15 protein-coding genes are annotated in these 19,542 nt (G+C 62.5%); 8 read left to right on the forward strand and 7 right to left on the reverse strand.

All coding sequences use genetic code 11. The features are described 5' to 3' along the window. Nucleotides 1-31: 31 nt before the first annotated feature. On the reverse strand, nt 32-2,161 hold the full coding sequence (locus tag VJZ71_07140) for a fused MFS/spermidine synthase (GenBank protein HKQ47825.1): 2,130 nt from the start codon (nt 2,159-2,161) through the stop codon (nt 32-34). 7 nt (nt 2,162-2,168) lie between these two features. Next, complete coding sequence (locus VJZ71_07145; protein ID HKQ47826.1) at nt 2,169-3,587, reverse strand: UDPGP type 1 family protein; 1,419 nt, start codon at nt 3,585-3,587, stop codon at nt 2,169-2,171. A 74-nt stretch (nt 3,588-3,661) separates the two neighbouring features. Between VJZ71_07145 and VJZ71_07150 the strand changes: the two genes are divergently transcribed. Together VJZ71_07150 and VJZ71_07155 are read left to right on the forward strand one after the other, a co-directional pair. Beyond that, on the forward strand, nt 3,662-4,693 hold the full coding sequence (locus VJZ71_07150) for a DUF362 domain-containing protein (protein ID HKQ47827.1): 1,032 nt from the start codon (nt 3,662-3,664) through the stop codon (nt 4,691-4,693). 601 nt (nt 4,694-5,294) lie between these two features. Continuing rightward, entirely contained in the window at nt 5,295-6,143 is an 849-nt protein-coding gene (locus VJZ71_07155; GenBank protein ID HKQ47828.1) for a prepilin-type N-terminal cleavage/methylation domain-containing protein, read from the forward strand. Between the two features lie 81 nt (nt 6,144-6,224). Here the strand turns inward: VJZ71_07155 and pyrE are convergent, their stop codons facing one another. The 3 genes from pyrE to VJZ71_07170 are packed head-to-tail and all read right to left on the reverse strand — an operon-like array spanning nt 6,225 to nt 9,214. Next, the gene (gene pyrE / locus VJZ71_07160; protein HKQ47829.1) at nt 6,225-6,758 is read right to left on the reverse strand and encodes an orotate phosphoribosyltransferase; all 534 of its coding nucleotides are present in this window, start codon (nt 6,756-6,758) and stop codon (nt 6,225-6,227) included. Then, on the reverse strand, nt 6,755-8,215 hold the full coding sequence (purB, locus tag VJZ71_07165; protein ID HKQ47830.1) for an adenylosuccinate lyase: 1,461 nt from the start codon (nt 8,213-8,215) through the stop codon (nt 6,755-6,757). The genes pyrE and purB overlap by 4 nt, the downstream gene beginning before the upstream one ends. Nucleotides 8,216-8,218: 3 nt before the next feature. Continuing rightward, nucleotides 8,219-9,214, reverse strand: coding sequence for a DUF1570 domain-containing protein (locus tag VJZ71_07170; protein HKQ47831.1), 996 nt, complete (start codon nt 9,212-9,214; stop codon nt 8,219-8,221). A 76-nt stretch (nt 9,215-9,290) separates the two neighbouring features. Between VJZ71_07170 and dauA the strand changes: the two genes are divergently transcribed. Both dauA and VJZ71_07180 read left to right on the forward strand, forming a co-directional pair. Beyond that, a complete protein-coding gene (dauA, locus tag VJZ71_07175) occupies nt 9,291-11,051 on the forward strand; it encodes a C4-dicarboxylic acid transporter DauA (GenBank protein ID HKQ47832.1) in 1,761 nt (586 codons plus the stop codon). A gap of 82 nt (nt 11,052-11,133) precedes the next feature. Further along, a complete protein-coding gene (locus VJZ71_07180; protein ID HKQ47833.1) occupies nt 11,134-12,195 on the forward strand; it encodes a LacI family DNA-binding transcriptional regulator in 1,062 nt (353 codons plus the stop codon). An 11-nt stretch (nt 12,196-12,206) separates the two neighbouring features. On the opposite strand, the gene rfbB is transcribed toward VJZ71_07180, so the two are convergent. Both rfbB and VJZ71_07190 read right to left on the reverse strand, forming a co-directional pair. Continuing rightward, on the reverse strand, nt 12,207-13,238 hold the full coding sequence (rfbB, locus tag VJZ71_07185; protein HKQ47834.1) for a dTDP-glucose 4,6-dehydratase: 1,032 nt from the start codon (nt 13,236-13,238) through the stop codon (nt 12,207-12,209). Then, a complete protein-coding gene (locus VJZ71_07190) occupies nt 13,235-13,951 on the reverse strand; it encodes a sugar phosphate nucleotidyltransferase (GenBank protein HKQ47835.1) in 717 nt (238 codons plus the stop codon). The genes rfbB and VJZ71_07190 overlap by 4 nt, the downstream gene beginning before the upstream one ends. A 188-nt stretch (nt 13,952-14,139) precedes the next feature. On the opposite strand from VJZ71_07190, the gene VJZ71_07195 reads away from it, so the two are divergent. From VJZ71_07195 to VJZ71_07210, 4 genes are read left to right on the forward strand one after another with little or no spacing between them, the layout of a single operon-like run. Next, nucleotides 14,140-16,329, forward strand: a complete 2,190-nt coding sequence (locus tag VJZ71_07195) for an alkaline phosphatase family protein (protein ID HKQ47836.1) — start codon at nt 14,140-14,142, stop codon at nt 16,327-16,329. After that, on the forward strand, nt 16,326-18,401 hold the full coding sequence (locus tag VJZ71_07200; GenBank protein ID HKQ47837.1) for an alkaline phosphatase family protein: 2,076 nt from the start codon (nt 16,326-16,328) through the stop codon (nt 18,399-18,401). The genes VJZ71_07195 and VJZ71_07200 overlap by 4 nt, the downstream gene beginning before the upstream one ends. 54 nt (nt 18,402-18,455) lie before the next feature. Continuing rightward, nucleotides 18,456-18,662, forward strand: a complete 207-nt coding sequence (locus VJZ71_07205) for a hypothetical protein (GenBank protein HKQ47838.1) — start codon at nt 18,456-18,458, stop codon at nt 18,660-18,662. A 42-nt stretch (nt 18,663-18,704) separates the two neighbouring features. Continuing rightward, on the forward strand, nt 18,705-19,529 hold the full coding sequence (locus VJZ71_07210) for a hypothetical protein (GenBank protein ID HKQ47839.1): 825 nt from the start codon (nt 18,705-18,707) through the stop codon (nt 19,527-19,529). Nucleotides 19,530-19,542 lie beyond the last annotated feature (13 nt).

Below are 19,542 nucleotides of genomic sequence, written 5' to 3' on the forward strand. Positions count from 1 at the left end.
GCGCAGCCCACAACTCATCGCCATCCTGATGCTACGGCATTGGAGACGACGGAGCGCTGGCGGGCGAGCCCTTCATCGCCGCCTCCACCCGCGCGAGATTGCTCCGCGCCTCTTCATACGAGGAATTAAGTTCGAGCGCCTTGCGAAACGCCGCCCGCGCGTCGTCGAGCCGTCCGAGATTGGCGAGGGCCATGCCCAGCGCATTGTGACTCGGGGCATAGCTCGAATCGATCGTGACCGCCCGTTCGTACGCCGCGACGGCAGAAGCATAATCGTGGCGCAGCATGTGGATTCCGCCCAGGTTGATGACGGGGCTCGGCATTTCCGGCCGCAGCCGGGAGGCCGTCTCAAAGGCCGCAATCGCTTCGTCGAATCGGCGCAGCTCCTTGGCGGCCAGTCCGATCCCCATGTGCGCGTCGTAGTGCGAGGGCTCCAACTCCAGCGCCTTCTGATACGCTTCGATGGCCTCGGCAGGGCGGCCCAGCGACGCCAGCGCGTTGCCGCGCTGGTGGTATTTCATCGCCGCCTCGTGAACGGCACGGCCCTGGCCCATCCGTTGCACGACTCCGAGCAGCAGGTGCTCCACCGGGGCGTGATCATCCGTCAGGACGATCGCTTCGGGCCGGCCGATGAGGTCGTTCTTTTGTTCATCGGTCAGCCGCAGCGCCTCCAGATCGGCGGCCAGCGCCAGCCTGTTCAGTTGCCAGTCTTTCTTCGAGGACGCGATGACGAACGTGTACCGACCGGACGGATTGAGGACTCCGCCGCGCACGCCCGCGCAAAAACATTCGCAGTACGGAAACGTCTCGCGCAGAGTCTTGAGGGTGGAGCCCAGAAACCCGCCGACCTCCATCACGTCGATCAGCGTCATGAGAAACACACCGTCCGGCGTGAGCAGAGAATCGATCATGCGCTGACACTCGAGCGTCGTGAGGTGGAACGGGACGTTGAAGTCATTGACCGCATCGAGAAATACGAAATCGAATCGCGGGACCGGCTTCCTGCGAAGCAAATCCGCGAGGTGCTGCCTCGCATCGAGGTGAACGATTTTCATCCGCGGATCGGGCGTGAGGCCGAAGGCGACCATGGCGGCCTCGGTCACGACGGGGTCGATTTCCGCCACTTCCACAAAGCTGTGCGGTCGACGGCGGAGGATGTGGCGCGGGTGGGTATACCCCCCGCCGCCCAGGATCAGTGCCCGTACGGCGTCGCGCGATCCGGCGACATGATCCGTGATGGCGGAATAAACGCGTTCATAGCTGTAGAGCAAATCTTCCGGGCGATGCAAATTGACGTAACTGTGGTCGAGCTTGTCCAGGATCATCAACCGCAGTCCGGGGACTTCGTGCGATTGCTCGACGCGGACATGGCCGTATTCACTGTCGGCGTCGAAGAGGACGAGCGGCGTGATCGACTCGCGCATCCCCCAATCCGCACCGACGGTCCGGGCCCACGGCCACGGCGCCAGCCCGATCGCCATCAGCACAATGGCCGCGCCGCCCCACCCGTACGGCAGCCACTCACGGGTGCCGCTGACGATCGCCATCCCCGCGAGCAGACCGCCGAGACACTGAATGACGGCGTGGTTTCCGAAATTGGGAATGAGCAGGAAACCGCAGGCGAACGTGCCGACGATGCTCCCCAACGCGCCGAGGGCGTACACGCTGCCGACGGTTCGACCGACATGGATGCTGCGCAGCAGGGCCATCTTGGCGACGACCGGCCCGATCGTGCCCAGCACGACGGAAGGTACAAGAAACGTGAGGGTGACATGAGCCGCAATCCGCTTCGGCCACGACAAATAGAACAGCGCCGTCCACTCGCCGACCAGATGGTTAACCACGGGCACCGCAAAGCAGGCGGCCGACGAAAGGACGAAAAGCAGGGAAAGCAATCTTCCCAGCCGAAATCGATCCGCCAAATAGCCACCCAGGAAGTTTCCCGCCGCCAGTCCGCCGAGAACGACGCCAATGATGGCCGTCACGGTGTAATTCGAGCTGCCCAGATGGCGTGCGATCAGGCGAAATGCCAGCAGCTCCAGGATCATGACGCTGCCGCCCGCAATGAAGGCCATCGCACAGGGCCCGGCGATGGACCGCGCCTTCGATGCGCTCGTCTCCCCGTCATCGGAACGAGGTGTGGGTGGCGGTTCGCTGGGCACGTGGGGTTTATCCAAGATAGACACTTTCGCCGGCGGATATCGACCGCGCGGGCCGAGGTTGTTCCGTCAATTGCGTCGCATCCAACGCCACCAGCGGGCTGATTTCAAATCGTCCGTCGGGCTCGCCGTCCGCCCGGCGGGGAATCGCGTACCCCGCCGAGGCCATCCACCGCGCCGCCCGCCGCGACATATCGCGCTGCGCCGTCTCGATCGAATCGACGCCGGTCGGGTTCTTCACCGGGCTGAACTCCTCCTCGCGCGAGGTCTCCAGCGTGACGGTCCGATTCGCCAGGGGCAAGGCGTCGAAGATGAAGGATTCGAGCTTGATTGCATTGGGCCGTTCGGGATGAACCCGGCGACCGCTCGACAAATCCATGTAAGGCACTTTCTTCTCGGCGCGATGCCACGGCAGGGCAAACGACGCCGGGTTCTCCGTCAGCCGCTCGACAAATCGCCGGGACAGAAGGTGAACCGCGATGTTCGCCGCGTTAAAACGGCGAGTTCCGTCCGGGTTTTTTGCATGGCCCAGCGTCGGCGGGAGATCCGAATACTCGATGACGGCGGCCTTGCCATTCACGCGGACAAAGTTGCCCACCTTTTCCAGATCATCCGCCTTGGGCACCGACTTGCTCGACATTTCCGCGCCGGCCGAAACGTGCAGCCCGATGAAGGCCGGATCGAGGCAGGCCACGAGCGGGTTGTCGACCTGGAAATAACTGATCTGCTCGACGCCCCGCGCCACCATGTCGGCCAGCATCCCGCCATGGGCCAGCGCCAGGAGCGTCCCCCCGTGACCGTCCGGCGAGAGCGCCAGGCGATGCGGTTGGTCCAGAAGGATTTTGCCGCCAGGGTCGAACGCTGGCATCACGCCCTGCTTGAAGAACCGGATCCGCTCCGACGACAGCCCAAAGTATTGATTCGCCGCGAAGAACGCGCGCGTCTGCGCATCGTTCGCCGGACTCGTCATGACGTACCACGTGGTCGCGCAGCCGTAACGACGATCGGTCGCCGCGATGAACTCCGCGAAGAGTTGAAACAGCGTCTTGCCCCGCACGGGCGAAATCGGCAGCGCCCCCTTGGGGCCGTCCAGGCCCAGCCGGGTCCCCTGTCCGCCCGCGACCGTCAGGGCCGCCACGCTCCCCTTCGCCAACGCCTGGCGCCCCAATTCGATCGTTTCGTTGGAGACGTCCTGCCATGAAACGACCTCGGCCGGCTCAATCTCCGCCGTCGGGTGGCGATGATCGGTCGATGCGGCCATCGCGGACAATGCGGAAAGTTCCGCCGTGTTTACGCCCTCCAAATCGTCCAGCAGCTCCGATCGCTCACGCTCGTCGAGTGATTCCCAGAACGTGAAAACCTGACCTTGACCCGCCGCTTGATACGACGATCGGAGGCGTTCAGCTCGGCTTCTCTCACTGGCGGGCATCGACAAACCGCTTTCCTGGTAAGCGCGACCGGCACGGGGCGTCGATAAACAATCGAGGCCCCAGGGCGGACAGCGTGCACTCATCCGATCAAAGCCGACCTCCGCCGCATCCGGCGCGGCACAAATCGCGCCGCGACTTCCTGCGCCTCGCGGCATCGTCCGCCGCGGCATTGGCGCTTCCCGACTCGACGAGGCTTCTGGCGCAGGCGATTGTATCCGGAGGCGAAGCTTCCTCAAAAACGGCTCTCGGCGACGCTTCACGGGTCCTTCGCGTCACATCGAAGCGGCTGGTCTCCGCGCACGGCGTCAATCCCACGCTCCTACGGGAAAGTCTTATCAAAGGACTCTGCGCCCTCGCGGACACCGGTGTGGTCGCTGACGCCTGGCATCGTCTTCTGCGGCCCGATGACACGATCCTGTTGAAATTCAATCAATCCGCCGCCGAGCGCCTCGGTACCACGCCGCCGCTGGCCCGGGAATTGGTCCTCTCGCTCCAATCCGCCGGTTGGCGCCCAGAACAAATCATGGTCCTGGAAGTCGGCGGCGATGATCTTCGACTCGTTCGCCAAACCCGGCCGGCGGACCTTCGTTGGCAGGGTGAAGAAGTCCACTTCGGCGTCAGCGGGCGGGATTCGTTTATCGCCGCACTCGACCAAGCCACCGCCGTGATCAACATCCCGTTCCTCAAGACCCACCATCTGGCGACCATGACCGGTTGCTTGAAAAATCTTTCGCACGGCCTGATTCGCCACCCCTCCCGTTTCCACGCGGCCGGCTGCGACCCTGCGATCGCAGAAATCGTCGCTTCTCAGCCCCTCCGGAGCCGGCTGCGGCTCAATGTCCTCAATGCGATGAAGGTCGTTTACAACGGGGGGCCGGAAGCTGGCGCCGCCGATATCCACGCGGCGGGAGAACTCCTACTGAGTCGCGATCCCGTCGCCTGCGATGCCCTCGGCTTCGGTATCCTCAATGAAATCAGGGCCTTACACGGCTTGAACCCCCTGCTTCCCGGCGCCGCCATCCCGAAGTTCCTCGCCTCCGCGGCCCGCATGGGAATCGGTCACGCCGACGCCGAGCGGGTGCAAGCGACCCTGATTACGATTTGAGACGAAACTCTCGTTTTAGTCCCAAAAAGGGTTGACAGGAAGCGTTCTTGGTGTACGATATAATAGGAAAAGGTGGGTTCCGATGGTCGGTTTCCACCAATGACAGTGTGACTGGGACTTGGCAAACGATTAGTAGCTATCATTCCTGATTTCCCTCATTAGTGCCCGCGCGGGGGCTTGGTGCCCGCGAGTCAATCTTCAAGATCGTGCCTCGTACTCCTGCCACACGCTGCCCAATAGGGGTGGCCCAACTTGGGTGATCTCGGTTCGCTTGGACGGCAAGGCCGCCTGTTGCTAGCCGACGTTCGCCGCCAACCGCGCGAATAAACGCGCGAACGAGAATTGTCTCTTATTCGTTGCCTGAGGCCCTCGGCATTGGGTTGCCGGGATTTTCCTGAGGCAATTGAAGTAATCGTGCGAAGGGACGGGCAACTCCTCCGCACGCGATGATCGGTTGCTCTGGCGAGGCCCAGTCGCGTTGATCGCGTGGCGTCACGCGACGCTATCGAAGAGGTCTTATCCCATTGTTTTGAGTCCCATCGGCCTGCCAGACGTAGATCCGGGTCAGGCACAAGGACGTTGCCCAGAGGAGTTTTGAACCATGCAAAGGATTCGGAAAAAACTACAAGCCTTCACCCTGATCGAGCTGCTGGTGGTCATCGCCATCATCGCCCTATTGATCTCGATCCTTTTGCCCAGCCTGTCGCGGGCCCGCGAGCTGTCCAAGCGGACGGTCTGCTCCGCGAACCTGCGTGGCATCGGCCAGGCCATGTACATTTACGCCCAGGACGATCCGGGACTCTTCCCGGTAATCGCCGACGTATGGACCGGCTCACCGCAGGGAGCCATGATCCTGTTCCGGCCCCAGGATCGCACCACCGAGCCCTCGACGACGGGCATTCCTTCGCCGACCGTGGACCTCTGGTCTCTGGTGCGGCAGAACAACACCACGCCCAAGCAGTTCATCTGCCCGAGCACAACGGACTCGCCCGATCCCGCCCAGGATTCCCTCGCCTACTACGACTTCGAGACGATGAAGCACCTGAGCTACGCCTATCAGTATCAGCACGATCCCAATCGGCCGCAGATCGGCACGAGTTCCGAGCCGACCTTCCCGGTCATGGCGGACGGCAATCCCTACATCAAGGGCAACGTTGGGACGATCATTCTCAAAAACGACCGGACCTCCGCCTTCCGCGGCAATAGCAACAACCATACCAACCGCGAAGGCGAAAACATCCTGTTCCAGGACTCTCACGTGAGTTTCGAGAAGGGCCCGGACGTTGGTCTCTCGGGCTATTTCGAGCAGGGCGTCCCCTCTCGCGGGCGTGACAACTGCTACTCGACGCACTTGTCCACCTCCAATGCGAAGGTCGACCCCGGTAACGCGGCCCCGACGGCGTCGCAGTGCGACCTCGGAACGCGTTCAGACGCCTGCCTCGTCCCGTAAGAATACGGGCGGGCCGGTATTTGATAGCTAAGTCGTAACTCCAGGAGGCGGCGGGTTCATCACGACCCGTCGCCTCTTTTCTTATGCGCTCTCGGTTGGAAGTCGCAAATCGACTTGATCCAAGAGCGCCTCAAATGCGAACCCCGCTTCTTTGATTTTCTGCGCGGCGCCCTGGCCGCGGTCCACGACGGCCACGATCTTCTCCACCTCCGCCCCTGCGGTTCGTAGCACCTGGGCAGCCTCGAGGACCTGACCGCCGGTCGTGGCGATATCCTCCACCAGAAGCACGACGTCCCCCGCCTGTACGCGACCCTCGTACATCTTGCTCGTGCCGTAGTCCTTTTTCGCGTTGCGCACAATGACAAAGGGCAACCTGGCCGCCATGGCCGCCGCCGCGGCCAGCGCTACGCCGCCCAGTTCAGCCCCCGCCACCAGCGTGGTCCGACCTGTCACGCGCGCCGCCAGTCGCTGTCCCAACTCCGCGAGGATGTCCGGCTGCGTTTCGAAGAGGTACTTGTCGATGTAAAAGCGCGATTTCTTGCCCGAGCGGAGCGTAAAATCACCCTCCAGATAGGCCACTTCCCGAATCCGTTTCGCCAGATCGTCCTTCGTCATACCGAAATCTCCGGCCGTCGCCGCGGCGTGCCGCGATGCCGCCGGCGCAGCGGGCCGACAGTCTTGCTCAAAAACTCGTCCACCTGCTCGGCCGCCAATCCGGTGAATCCGGCGGGGTCCATGATCCGCTCGATCCGCACCCCGGAAAACGCCGGATCGCGCTTCAGCCGCCCCAGCAGATCATTCGGCTTGCCGTAGCGCTTCACTTGTTCGCCTGCCGCCCGCGAGTGTACGCGGATTCGCTCGTGCAATCCCTGCCGATTCCCCCCGGCGGCGACCGCCGCCATGAGGATGTCCTCTGTGGCCATGAAGGGCAATTCGGCCTCGATGTGCGACCGAATCATCCGCGGGTAAACGACCAGCCCGTTCGCGACGTGGGCGACGATCTGCAGCATCCCGTCCGTCGCCAGAAAACACTCCGGCACGAGCAATCGCTTGTTCGCCGAATCGTCCAGCGTCCGTTCGAGCCACTGCTCCGCGGCGTTCTGAAAGCCGGACTGCGCCAAGCTGATGACGAACCGCGCCAGCCCCGTCGCCCGCTCGCAGAGCATCGGATTGCGCTTGTAAGCCATCGCCGAGCTGCCGACCTGCCCGGCCTCGAAGGGCTCTTCCACCTCTTTCAGGTGGGCGAGCAGCCGCATGTCGTTGCCAAACTTGTGGACGCTCGCCGCAATGTTGGCCAGCGCGGCGATGACCTGCGCATCGACCTTTCGCGAATAGGTCTGCCCCGTGACCGGCTCACAGTCGCGAAAGCCGAGTTTGGCGGCGACGCGCTGTTCCATTCGCCGGACCTTGGCCGCGCTGCCCAGCAGCTTGAAAAACCCCGCCTGCGTGCCCGTCGCCCCGCGCAGGCCGCGAAAGCGAAGACCCGCCAGCAGGCGATCAACCTCCTCCAGATCGCGGACGAAGTCCCAGCACCACAGCGAAATGCGTTTGCCGATCGTCGTGAGCTGCGCCGGTTGGAAATGGGTGAACCCCAGACACGGAAGATTGCGATGCCGCTCAGCTTGCCGGGCCAGCGCTTCGACGACCGTGACGAGCCAACCCTGGACGATGCGCAGGGCGTCCCGGAGCAAAATAAGGTCTGCGTTGTCCACGATATCCATGCTGGTCGCGCCGAGGTGGAGGATCCCCCGCGCCGCGGGCGCTTCATCCGCGAACGCATGCAGATGGGCCATGACATCGTGGCGCAGCCGCGCCTCGTGGCGCGCGGCCGCCGCCAGATCGATCTTTTCGACGGCGGCCTTTAGCGCGCGAATCTGCACCGCGCTGATCGGCAGACCCAACTCCCGCTGCGTCTGGGCCAGGGCGATCCAGATGCGCCGCCAGGTGGCCACGCGCCGGCGCGGGGAGAACAGCGCTGCCATCTCCGCCGACGCATTCCGCGCCACCAGCGGACTTTGATACACGTCGCCTCCCGGGGAAGCGCGAGGACGGCGACGGGAATGCTTGGCCATAAGCTAGGAAACCATCAGGCTCAGGAGTTCCGGCAGGAAAGCCTCATACTCGGCCTCAAACTTCTCCAAATCGTCCGTCACATAGGCGCGGAACACCGCCTCGCCGAAGGTCATCGTGCCGTCGGTGTCCGCGGCCATGAACGCCTGGGCCTTGCGATCCATCGATTCGCTGCCCAGTTCGCGAAGCAGCTCCTGAAACCCCGCGTGATAAGGATTCTCGCGCGGAGGCCGTTGCAGAAAGACGATCAGCGACCACCATTGGCTGTAGCAGCCCAGCACCTGCTGCGTCGGGTTGTGGATCTCCCGCCCGGCGTTCGTCCCCAGCAGCTCCTTGAGCGGCTTCATCGACTTGTTGCTGAATTGCTTGCGCAGCGCCGGCGTACGCAGGGTATTCTGGCGGGGATTGAAGACGGGCCGGCCCTCCTCGTCGAGATCGAAGGACTCAAAGTAGCAGGCCAGTCCCTCGTTGATCCACGCCGGAATCGACGGGCCGTGCGTCGCGTCAAGATACTGGTGCAGTCCCTCGTGGGCCAGGATGGACAAGGTGCTGCGTCGCGAGCCGTAGTGCGAGACCGTCACGCCGCGCTCCGAGTAGCCGCCGGATCGAATCTGCTTGTACGTCTCGGCCCGTGGTCCGGCGAACTCCTCCGTGAATCGCTCCCATTGCCAGCGCGTCTGAAAAAGGTACGTCTCCAGCGGCCGCTCGGACCCGCTCGGCGCCGGCAACAGCTCGGAGTAGGCCAGATAGCAACTCTCCAGAAACCCGGGCAACGCATCGACAAACGGCTTGGACTTGCACGTCGTTCGCACGATGTAATGGGCCGATGTACACTCCGATCCCTTGGCCCCGCGATAGGTCCAGTCCTCTGCGGTGTAGGGGACCGGAGTGTAAGGCGAGGGCGAGTGACAACCGGCGATCGAAGCGCCGACGCAGCCGACCATCCCGGCCAGGCTCATCCTCACCAACCGGTTCGGACGATGAAGATACGTTTTGCTCATGGCCGTGCAATGCTAATCGAAGAGTCGCCTGGGCGACAGACAGGCGCGGCCGATTCGCAACAAAGGATGACACCCCATGCCCGATAGACACCGCGCCGCGGTCACCGCTTTGCCGGCGGATCGCGCCCGGTTCGCCATGGCCCTGCGCAAGGCCCTCTCGTCCGGCTACAGCGCCCGCGATCTGCGCAAAGACATCCTCGCCGGCCTCGTCGTCGGCGTCGTCGCCCTGCCGCTTTCGATGGCGCTGGCCATCGCCTCCGGTGTCCCGCCGCAACACGGCCTTTACACCGCCATCATCGGCGGCGGACTGATCGCCCTGCTCGGAGGATCGGCCGTCCAGGTCTCCGGACCCACCGCCGCGTTTGTGGTCATCCTGGCGCCCATCGCCACGAAGTTCGGGCTCGGCGGTCTGCTGGTCGCTACCCTGATGGCCGGTCTCCTGTTGATGATCGCCGGGATGGCCCGCTGGGGCAGATTGATCGAATTCATTCCTTATCCCGTCACCACCGGATTCACGAGTGGCATCGCCGTCGTGATCGCGACACTGCAAATCAAGGACTTCCTCGGTCTCACGATTCCTCAAATGCCCGAGCACTTTCTCGAACGCGTCCATGCCATCATCGTGGCGCTTCCAACGATGCGAACGACTGATTTGTCGATCGGAGTGCTGACACTGCTGATCCTCGTCATTCTCCCCCGGCTGACCAAGGCGATTCCCGCGCCGCTCGTCGCCCTTCCCGCGGGCGCGCTCGCCGCGTGGATCCTGCCCCGGTACTTCCCCGGTTTCGACGTCGCCACGATCAGCAGCCGGTTCACCTATGTCCTGGATGGCGTGACCAGGAACGGTATTCCTCAACTGCCACCGATGCCGCTCTTGCCCTGGTTATGTTCAGGGCCGAACGGGACAGAACTCGTCCTCTCCATGGAGCTGTTTCGCGCCCTCGCCGGTCCCGCTTTCGCCATCGCTACGCTCGGTGCGATTGAATCGCTCCTCTCCGCCGTCGTCGCCGACGGCATGACCGGCGGAAAACACGATCCCGACGCCGAACTCATCGCGCAAGGTTTGGGCAACATCGCCGCCCCCTTCTTCGGCGGCATCGCGGCCACCGGCGCGATCGCCCGCACCGCCACCAACATCCGCTACGGGGCCCGCACGCCGGTCGCCGCCATCGTCCACGCCCTGTTTATTCTCTTCGCGATCCTCCTCTTCGCGCCGCTGTTGGGATACCTGCCGATGGCCTCGATGGCCGCCCTCCTCATGGTCGTTGCCTGGAACATGAGCGAGGCCAAGCACGTCGCCCACGTCGTCCGCGTCGGCCCGGGGAGCGATGTGTTCGTCCTCTTGACCTGCTTCGGACTGACCGTGGTCTTTGACATGGTCATCTCGGTCAGCGTCGGAGTCGTGCTCGCAGCCGTGTTGTTCATGCGGCGCATGGCGGAAGTCTCCAACGTGCGGCTCATCAGCGCCGGCCCGGAGCACCCGCAGGTTTTCCTCCCGCCCGGCGCCATCATCTATGAGATCGCCGGCCCGCTCTTTTTCGGCGCCGCCCAAAAGGCCATGAGCGAGTTGCGGATCGTCGAGCGCCACGTCAAGACCGTGATTCTGGACCTGTCCGCCGTCCCCATGATGGACGCGACAGGGCTCGTCAATCTGGAGTCGGCCATGGAGCGGCTTCGCAAGGCGGGTACGTCCATCATCATCGCCGGAGTCCAGAACCAGCCCCTCCAGGTAATGGCCAAGGCCGGCTGGAAAGACCGCCACGGTTGGATAACCATCCGCCGGAGCCTCGACGATGGGATCGCCCTCTCGTGGGCACGCCACGCGACCGGCGTGTGAAAGACCCCCCAAAGATCCTATTCCTCTCCGCCTGTTACAGGCCTATGATATAACAGTTAGCCTTAACTGTTGGTCTAAACCGATGACCCTGCACCTCACAGACCGAAAGTCCAAGACCGTCACGCTCAAGGACATCGCCGACCGACTGGGGCTGTCCGCCATGACGGTCTCGCGGGCGCTTTCCGGCAAGGCCAACCTGGTGAGCCCGGATACCGCGCAGCGTTGTCGCGAGGCGGCCAAGGAGATGGGGTACTCGCCGAATCTCATGGCCCGCAGCCTGCGCGGCGAGCAGCTCAGCACGATCGTGATGTTCGCGGAACATATCTCCAGCCACCACTACCTCGCGGAATTGGTGGATGTCGTGGCGCGCTCCATCGAAAAGCGCCACTACGGCGTCATCAGTTGCCAGTCGATCGGGAGCTTTCATCAGGCATTGCGGAACTTCCGGCTGGCCGGCGCCGTGGTGATCGCTCCGCCGGAAGGATTCTACAACGATCCCTACGGCGAAGCGGAATTCGGCGTTTATCGTCACACGCCGACGGTCCTGATCCACAGCGCGGTCGATCAGAATATCTTCAATGAAGTGAGCCCGGATATTGTCGCGTTCAACTACCACGCAGCCTGCCACCTGGCGGAACTGGGCCATCGTCACATCGGCTACATCGGCGGCCCGCGCGCCGAAGAGGAGCCGCGCTGGTTTGAGCTGCGCCGCGCCGGGATCGAGCGGGCGATGATCGAATACGGAATTGTGCCGTCTTGCCTGCACCATCAGGCCTGCGCCGACGCGAGCATGGGGGCCGCCGCGCTGCAGCAACTCATGACCCGCTACCCCGAGACCTCCGCGGTCATGTGCATCAACGACGAAATCGCCCTCGCCGCGGTCGTCGGTGCCCAGGAGATGCGGATATCGGTGCCGCGCGACCTGTCCGTCATCGGTTCCAATGACATTAAGATCGCCGGATTCTTCCGCCCATCGCTGACGACGCTGGCCATTGACATCCGCGGTATGGTCGAAACGGCGCTCGATCTTCTCTTCGACGAGATCAGCGATCATCGGGAAGTGCCCGGCCGCGAGCCGATCAAGATTAAGCTGCCGGCGAACCTGATCGTGCGCGATTCCACCGCGCCGCCGGCCGAGATTTGACAGCGCGTCCCTCAGCGCCCGGCATACATTTCTTCGTAGTATTTCTTGTAATCGCCCGACGTGATGTGATCGAGCCAGTCCTGGTGGGAGAGGTACCAGTCAATCGTCCGCGCGAGGCCCGCCTCAAACGCGACCGACGGCGACCAGCCGAGCTCGTTCTTGATCCGCGAGGCGTCGATGGCATAGCGAAAATCGTGTCCGGGGCGGTCTTTCACGAAGGAGATGAGGCTTTCCGGCTTGTTGAGCCGCTTGAGGAGCGTCTTCACGACTTCAAGATTCGTCTTTTCGCTGTTGCCCCCGATGTTGTAGACCCGGCCCGCCGTCCCGCGCGTGAGCACGGTCCATAGCGCCCGACAATGATCCTCAACATAAAGCCAGTCGCGGACATTGGACCCATCGCCATAAACCGGCAGCGGCTTATTCTGCCGGGCATTGTTGATCATGAGCGGGATCATCTTCTCCGGAAACTGATACGGCCCGTAGTTGTTGGAGCAGCGGGTGATCAGGACCGGCAATCCGAACGTATGACCAAAGGCGGCCACCAGATGATCGGCGGCCGCTTTCGACGCGCTATAGGGCGAGTGCGGATCGAGGGGCGTTGTCTCAGTGAAAAAGCCAGTCGCTCCAAGGGAGCCGTACACTTCGTCCGTCCCCACTTGCAGGAACCGCAGATCGCCGCAATCGCGGGCGACCTGCAACATGCTCAGCGTCCCCTGGACGTTGGTGCGGATGAACGCCGCCGGGCCGGTGATGGAACGATCGACATGGCTCTCGGCGGCAAAGTGGACGATGGCCTGTGCGCCATGTTCCTTGCAGACGGCGGAGATGGCCGAGGTCTCGCAGATGTCGATCCTGGCGAATACGTAGCGTGGATCGTCGGAGAACTCCGCGAGGTTTTCGAGATTCCCGGCGTAGGTTAGGCAGTCAACGTTAACGACGCGCACGTCGGGGCAATTCGTAAAGACGTAGCGGATGAAATTGGCGCCGATAAATCCCGCGCCGCCCGTAACGAGAATGCATTGGGGGGAAATCGGCGTCGTCACGGGGCCTTCCCCTGCAGAAGCAATTGCACATGGTCCAGAGATTCGAATGTCCCTGCATCGCTCCACCAGCCGCGGAAGAAGCCGTGGGTCAGATCGCCCCGGGCGAGATAGGCATTGTTCACGTCCGTAATTTCCATCTCCCCGCGACCCGAAGGTTTCTGCCGGCGAATGATGTCGAAGACGTCCGCGTCGTAAAAGTAGATGCCGGTCACCGCGTATTTGCTCTTGGGCTGTTTCGGCTTTTCGACGATACGAACGATCTTGTCGCCAACAATCTCCGCGACGCCGAAGCGGTGCGGATCGGGCACTTCCTTGAGCATCAGACGCGCCCCGGAAGCCTGCTCGGCAAATCGCCCCACCTCGTCACCGAGCGGGTCCGCGAAGATGTTGTCGCCGAGGATGACGGCCATTTTCGACCCGCCGCAGAAGTTCTCGGCCAGTCCCAGCGCCTGGGCGATGCCCCCCGCCTCGTCCTGGACCTTGTAGGTAAACCGGACGCCAAATTCCTTGCCCGAGCCCAAAAGATTCACGACGTCACCCATGTGTTCGAGACCGGTGACGATGAGAATCTCCTGGATACCAGCGCCGGCCAGCTTTTCAACGGGGTGGTAAATCATCGGCTTTCGGCCGACGGGAAGGAGATGCTTGTTGGTGACCTTGGTAAGCGGCAGCAGCCGGGAGCCGGTGCCGCCGGCGAGAATGATGCCTTTCATAGTGTGTACCTCGAATCCCGTTGCCAGCGAGGCGGAAATTATCGTCGGAGGGCTCAAATCCGGCAAGTCGCGGGACGGTACACAGGCTCCGCTCGACCGGTTGCTTGGGGTTCGACTATACTATTACCCGATGTAGAGGGGTGGTCGCGAGCAGCCGGCAACTCTTACGTTTCTCTGGGGATTATTGCGTGATCGTTGGAAGATTCACCACTTATTTCGCACGTCGACGCGGGTCGGGCCGCATTTTTGCGATTTTGACCGCAGGCGTGCTCGTGCTGGGCCTCACAGCGCCCGCTCAGGCCTACATCGGCCCCGGCGCGGGCTTCGCCATCGCGTCATCCCTGTTCGTCATCATCTGGACGATGTTCCTGGCCTTTCTCACGCTGCTGTTGTGGCCGATCCGCTACGTCATCCGCGCGATCAAGGGACGACGCGCGTTTGCGCGGAGCCGCATCAAACGACTGGTCATCCTCGGCCTCGACGGCATGGAGCCCAGCCTTGTCGATCGCTTCATGGGGGAGGGCAAGATGCCGAACATGAAGCACCTAAAGGAAATGGGCAGCTACCATTTGCTGGGCACGACGACCCCTCCGCTTTCGCCCGTCGCCTGGTCGAGCTTTCTGACCGGCGTCAATCCCGGCAAGCACAACATCTACGATTTCCTGAACAGCGATCGCAAGAATTACCTCCCCAACCTCTCGTCTGTTTCCATTCACCCACCGACGAAGTCATTCAAGCTGGGCAAGTACACTATCCCGCTGAACAAGCCGGAAATACGCCTGCTCCGCAAAGGCAAGCCCTTCTGGAACACCCTCGGCGAGCACGGCATCTTTACCTCGGTCATTCGCGTGCCGATCACGTTTCCGCCGGAGAAGTGCCGGGGCGTTGTGCTTTCGGCGATGTGCGTGCCGGACCTCCGCGGAACGCAGGGCTTGTTCGCCTATTACAGCACGAAGCCCGCGGGTGGGGAGCGCACAGGCGGTGAACAGCACGTCGTTCGACGCGAGGGCGACGCGGTGAATTGCGAACTGATCGGCCCGGACAACAGCATGAAAGAAGGCGCGGGGGCCATGAAAGTGCCGTTCACCGTGCAGATCGGCGGAAAAGGGCGCGATGCGACGCTGGAAATCGGGGACGAGAAGTATCCGCTGAAAATCGGCCAATATACTGATTGGATCACGATCGTTTTCAAGGCCGGAGCCGGCGTCAAGGTGAACGGAATCTGCCGGTTCATGTTGATCGCCACGCAGCCGGAGTTCGAACTATACGTCATGCCCATCAACCTCGACCCCGAAAAGCCCGCCATGCCGATTTCGTATCCCACGGCATACAGCACCTACCTGGCCAAGCAGTTCGGCAGCTTTGCCACACTGGGACTGGCCGAGGACACCTGGGCGCTGAATGAAACGCTGATCGACGATGACGCATTCCTCGAGCAATGCGTCTCGATCGACGGCGAGCGAGAAAAGCAGTTCTTCGACGCCCTGGAAAAAACCAGCCGCGGGCTTTGCGTCTGCGTCTTCGACGGGACCGACCGCATCCAGCACATGTTCTGGCGGTATCTGGAAAACGACCACCCCGCCCACCCGCGCAATCTCGCCCCCGACACTTACAAAGCCAACGGTCATGAAAAGACGATCGAAGACTTGTATGTCCGCATGGACCGGCTGGTCGGCCAGACCATGGCCCAAACGCTCGAGGACGACGGCGAGACGATGCTGATGGTCATCTCCGACCACGGCTTTTCACCATTCCGCCGGGGCATCGACCTGAATCGATGGCTCATCGAAAACGGTTACATGAAACTCAAAGCTGACGCCAAGCCGGGCGAAAAGTATCTGGTGGGAGTGGATTGGGCGAACACGAAGGCCTACGCGTTGGGGCTCGCGGGCCTGTTCATCAATCAAAAGGGCCGCGAGTCCAAAGGGATTGTCGAGAAGGGGGACGAGACCCGCCGCCTCAAGCAGGAAATCATCGCCAAGATGAACGGTCTGAAAGACTCCGCGAATGGACACGTGGGAATCGTCAAAGTCCGCGACAAGGAAGAGGCGTACACCGGTCCGTACCGCGAAACCGCCCCGGACCTCGTCGTCGGCTACAACCGCGGCTATCGCGTTGGCTGGGACACGGCAATCGGCCGGATCACCGACAGCGTTTTCTCGGATAACACCAAGGCCTGGAGCGGTGATCACTGCATCGATCCGGACTTAATCCCCGGCATCCTCTTCTGCAGCCACAAGGTCCTGAGCGAATCTCCCCGTTTGATGGACCTCGGCCCGACCGCCCTTGATCTGTTCGGCGTCGGCGTGCCGGAAAACATGGACGGCGTGCCTCTCAGAATTGACACCGATTCCTCCCCCCTCGCGAGCGCCGCATGAGCAAGAGGACCCGGCGGACGGCGGCGGCGTTCTGGCTCGGCGGCCCAATTCTCTGCGCAGCGGCCGTCCTGCTGTTCCCATCCGGTTGCTGGAAGCAATCCACCCCGGCACGCGGCAAGAAAATGCTCGTCCTCGGCTGCGACGGCATGGAACCGAAGCTTGTCCGCCGCATGATGGACGAAGGCCGTCTGCCGAACTTTTCCAGGCTCGCGGCAAAGGGCTCATTCCTTCCCCTGACCACCAGCATCCCTCCGCAGAGCCCAGTGGCATGGTCGAATTTCATCACCGGCGCGGGGCCGGGCGTCCACGGGATATTTGATTTCATCCATCGCGATCCCAGCCGGCAGGCGGCGCCGTATTACTCCACCAACCGCGTGGTGGAGGGAAAGCCGGCGAAGCCGTGGACACTGGGTCGCAAATACCAGATTCCCGCGGAGGATATCACGCCGTGGGTATCGACCAGCCATAACGAACTGCTGCGTCGCGGCACTCCCTTTTGGGAATTTCTCGGAGCGGCCGGCATTCCCGTGCAAATGTACAAGCTCCCTGCCAATTACCCGCCCAGCGAGACCGACCACGAGCATGTCTGCTGCCTCGCCGGCATGGGCGTGCCCGACGCCATGGGAGAACTAGGCACCTACCAGCAATTTTCAACGCGGCCGCGGCAGGAATCCCGCGCCCCGGACGGCTATCGCCTGCCGCTCCGCCGCGACGCCACCCTCGGCGCCTTCGTCGGCAGGTTGTACGGACCCACCAACGATTTTCACCAACGCACCCCCCAGATGACGGTCCCTCTGCGGATCTATCCGGATCCGAAGAATGACGTCGGCAAGGTCGTGTTTGTGAACGAGAATCCCACCGGAAACGAGACCGTCGAGCTGGTCCTAAGCGTGGGCGAATGGAGCGATTGGACGACCATTCGGTTCCTCAAGACACCGATGGGGCCGTCCTTCGACGCCATGGCCCGGTTCAGCCTTCAGCGCGTACGGCCGGACGTGGAACTGTATGTCACGCCGCTGAACTTCATCCCCACGTCCTCGCCCGTCACGTTCAGCGAGCCGCCCGGATTTCAAAAGGAGATTGGCGAGGCGATCGGTCCCTACCACACCCAGGGTTTCGCGGAGGCGTTTAACGCCCGCAAGCACCAGCTCCTGTCGGACGAGGAGTATCGCAGGCAATCGGCGACCGTTCTGGAAGAGAGCGAGCGCATGCTCGACTACGCGCTCGAGCGCTTCGACGAAGGTCTCCTATTCTTCTATTTCTCCAGCACCGATCTGCAGGCGCACATGTTCTGGTGGGACTCGGACGAGAAACATCCGGTCCGCAGCCCCGCCGACGCGAAGAAATACCAGGCCGTGGTCGAAGACGTTTATGTGCGAATGGATCGAGCACTGGGTAAGTGCATGGAGAAGCTGGGACCGGAGGCGACCGTGATCGCCATGTCCGACCACGGTTTCTGCAATTTCCGGCGCTGTGTCGGCCTGTGTACCTGGCTGCGCGACGAGGGATACCTCGTCCTTCACGAGAATCAATCGAACGCCCTCCTCGGCTCCGACTGGACAAAGACCCGGGCCTACGGTCTGGGGCTGAACGGCCTCTACCTTAACCTCAAGGGCCGCGAAAAATACGGCATCGTCGATCCCGCCCAGCGCGACGCCCTGCTGAAGGAAATCAGCGCGAAGCTCCTCGCCCTGAAAGACCCCGTTACCAACCAGCCGGTGATACGCCGGGTGTATCGTGCCGAAGAATGGTATAAAGGCCCGGAAGTAAAAAACGCTCCGGACCTGCTCATTGGATACGAGCGTGGGTATCGGGCGAGCTGGGCGACGTGTCTGGGCGAATTCGACAAAGCGGTGGTCACCGACAATGATAACGCCTGGAGCGCCGACCATTGCATCGCGCACGACATTGTGCCGGGGATCGTCCTGTCCAACCGCCGCATCGCCGCCGAGGCGCCGGCCTTGATCGATCTGGCGCCGACGATCCTGGCCGAATTTGGAGTGAACAAGCCCGACCAGATGGTCGGCAGTAACATCTACGCGACGTCGCCCGATCGAATCGCGGCGCGATAAGTATGGCGGCCCGGGACCGATGGGCCCTTGGAATCAAAGCGGGAGCGTGTAGCCGTGTTTGGTGGAAACGTGAAATTGGATAAGGCGCTACTGGAACGGGCCAGGCGTTACGCGAAAGCCGCCGGCTACGGCAGCATCGATGAGTTCGTGGCCCACGCCCTGGAAAACGAACTCACCCGCCTGGATGAAGCCAAGGGCGGCGGCCAGGAAACGGACCCCGCGGTATTGGAGCGGCTGCGCGGCCTGGGGTACATCGAGTGACCGGCCGAACCGTCAGGATCGCGCCTCCCGACAGGAACCTCTTTGGACATCATTCGTAAGATCTCGATCTGGCTGGGGGACTTCGCTTTCGGACTCCTGGCGCCCTTTTCGCCGGTCGTCGCGCTTTGGATCATCTCCGCCGTCACCGGCGTATTGATGCTGCTGATCTGGCGCTACACGTCGAATCAGTCGGCGATCGCCGACGTCCGGCGCAAGATCTCCGCGCACCTTCTCTCCACCCGGCTCTTCAAGGATGACCTGTCGGTGACCTTTCGCGCCCAGCGCCAGATCATCTGGCAGGCGGTCCGTTTGCTGGGACATTCCGTGCAACCGATGCTGATCATGATGGTCCCTTTCGTGCTCGTCATGGTACAGATCGGATTACGCTACGAGTACCGACCTGCGATTCAAGGACAAGCCGTACGCGTGAAGGCGACGTTGAAGAAGCCCGACGCGGTGCTCGCCGCCGGGAGCGTCCTCCAGTTGCCGGGGAGCCTCCGCATGGATCCCCATGACCCGTGTCGAGTCAGCGCCCTGGCGACGGTGGACTGGCGGCTGACGCCCACGTCCTCCGGGGTCTTCCTGCTTCATTTCGGAAATGGAGCGGATGTCGTGTCCATGCCGCTGGTGGTCGGCTCGGCGTTTACCCGCGTCAGTCGATTTCGGGGCGGGAGCTTCTGGGACCGGCTCTTGTACTCGGGGGAGGATTCGATTCCGGATTCGTCAATCTTCAAATCGATCGAGATTTTTTATCCAACGCGATCCACGCCGATCTTCGGCTGGGACCTCCACTGGCTGATCTCGCTGCTGATCCTCTCGATCGTCTTCGCGCTGATCTTCAAGCCCATGCTGAAGGTGCACATCTGACCGACGCCGGCGT

It is taken from the genome of Phycisphaerae bacterium (genome assembly GCA_035275405.1).
In the GTDB taxonomy this organism is placed as follows: Bacteria; Planctomycetota; Phycisphaerae; order UBA1845; family UTPLA1; genus DATEMU01.

Coding starts and splice junctions, on each gene's coding strand:
- VJZ71_07200 (HKQ47837.1), top strand. CDS start 16,326: ATGAGCAAGAGGACCCGGCGGACGGCGGCGGCGTTCTGGCTCGGCGGC.
- purB (HKQ47830.1), bottom strand. CDS start 8,215: ATGGCCAAGCATTCCCGTCGCCGTCCTCGCGCTTCCCCGGGAGGCGAC.
- VJZ71_07155 (HKQ47828.1), top strand. CDS start 5,295: ATGCAAAGGATTCGGAAAAAACTACAAGCCTTCACCCTGATCGAGCTG.
- pyrE (HKQ47829.1), bottom strand. CDS start 6,758: ATGACGAAGGACGATCTGGCGAAACGGATTCGGGAAGTGGCCTATCTG.
- VJZ71_07190 (HKQ47835.1), bottom strand. CDS start 13,951: ATGAAAGGCATCATTCTCGCCGGCGGCACCGGCTCCCGGCTGCTGCCG.
- VJZ71_07180 (HKQ47833.1), top strand. CDS start 11,134: ATGACCCTGCACCTCACAGACCGAAAGTCCAAGACCGTCACGCTCAAG.
- VJZ71_07145 (HKQ47826.1), bottom strand. CDS start 3,587: ATGCCCGCCAGTGAGAGAAGCCGAGCTGAACGCCTCCGATCGTCGTAT.
- VJZ71_07170 (HKQ47831.1), bottom strand. CDS start 9,214: ATGAGCAAAACGTATCTTCATCGTCCGAACCGGTTGGTGAGGATGAGC.
- dauA (HKQ47832.1), top strand. CDS start 9,291: ATGCCCGATAGACACCGCGCCGCGGTCACCGCTTTGCCGGCGGATCGC.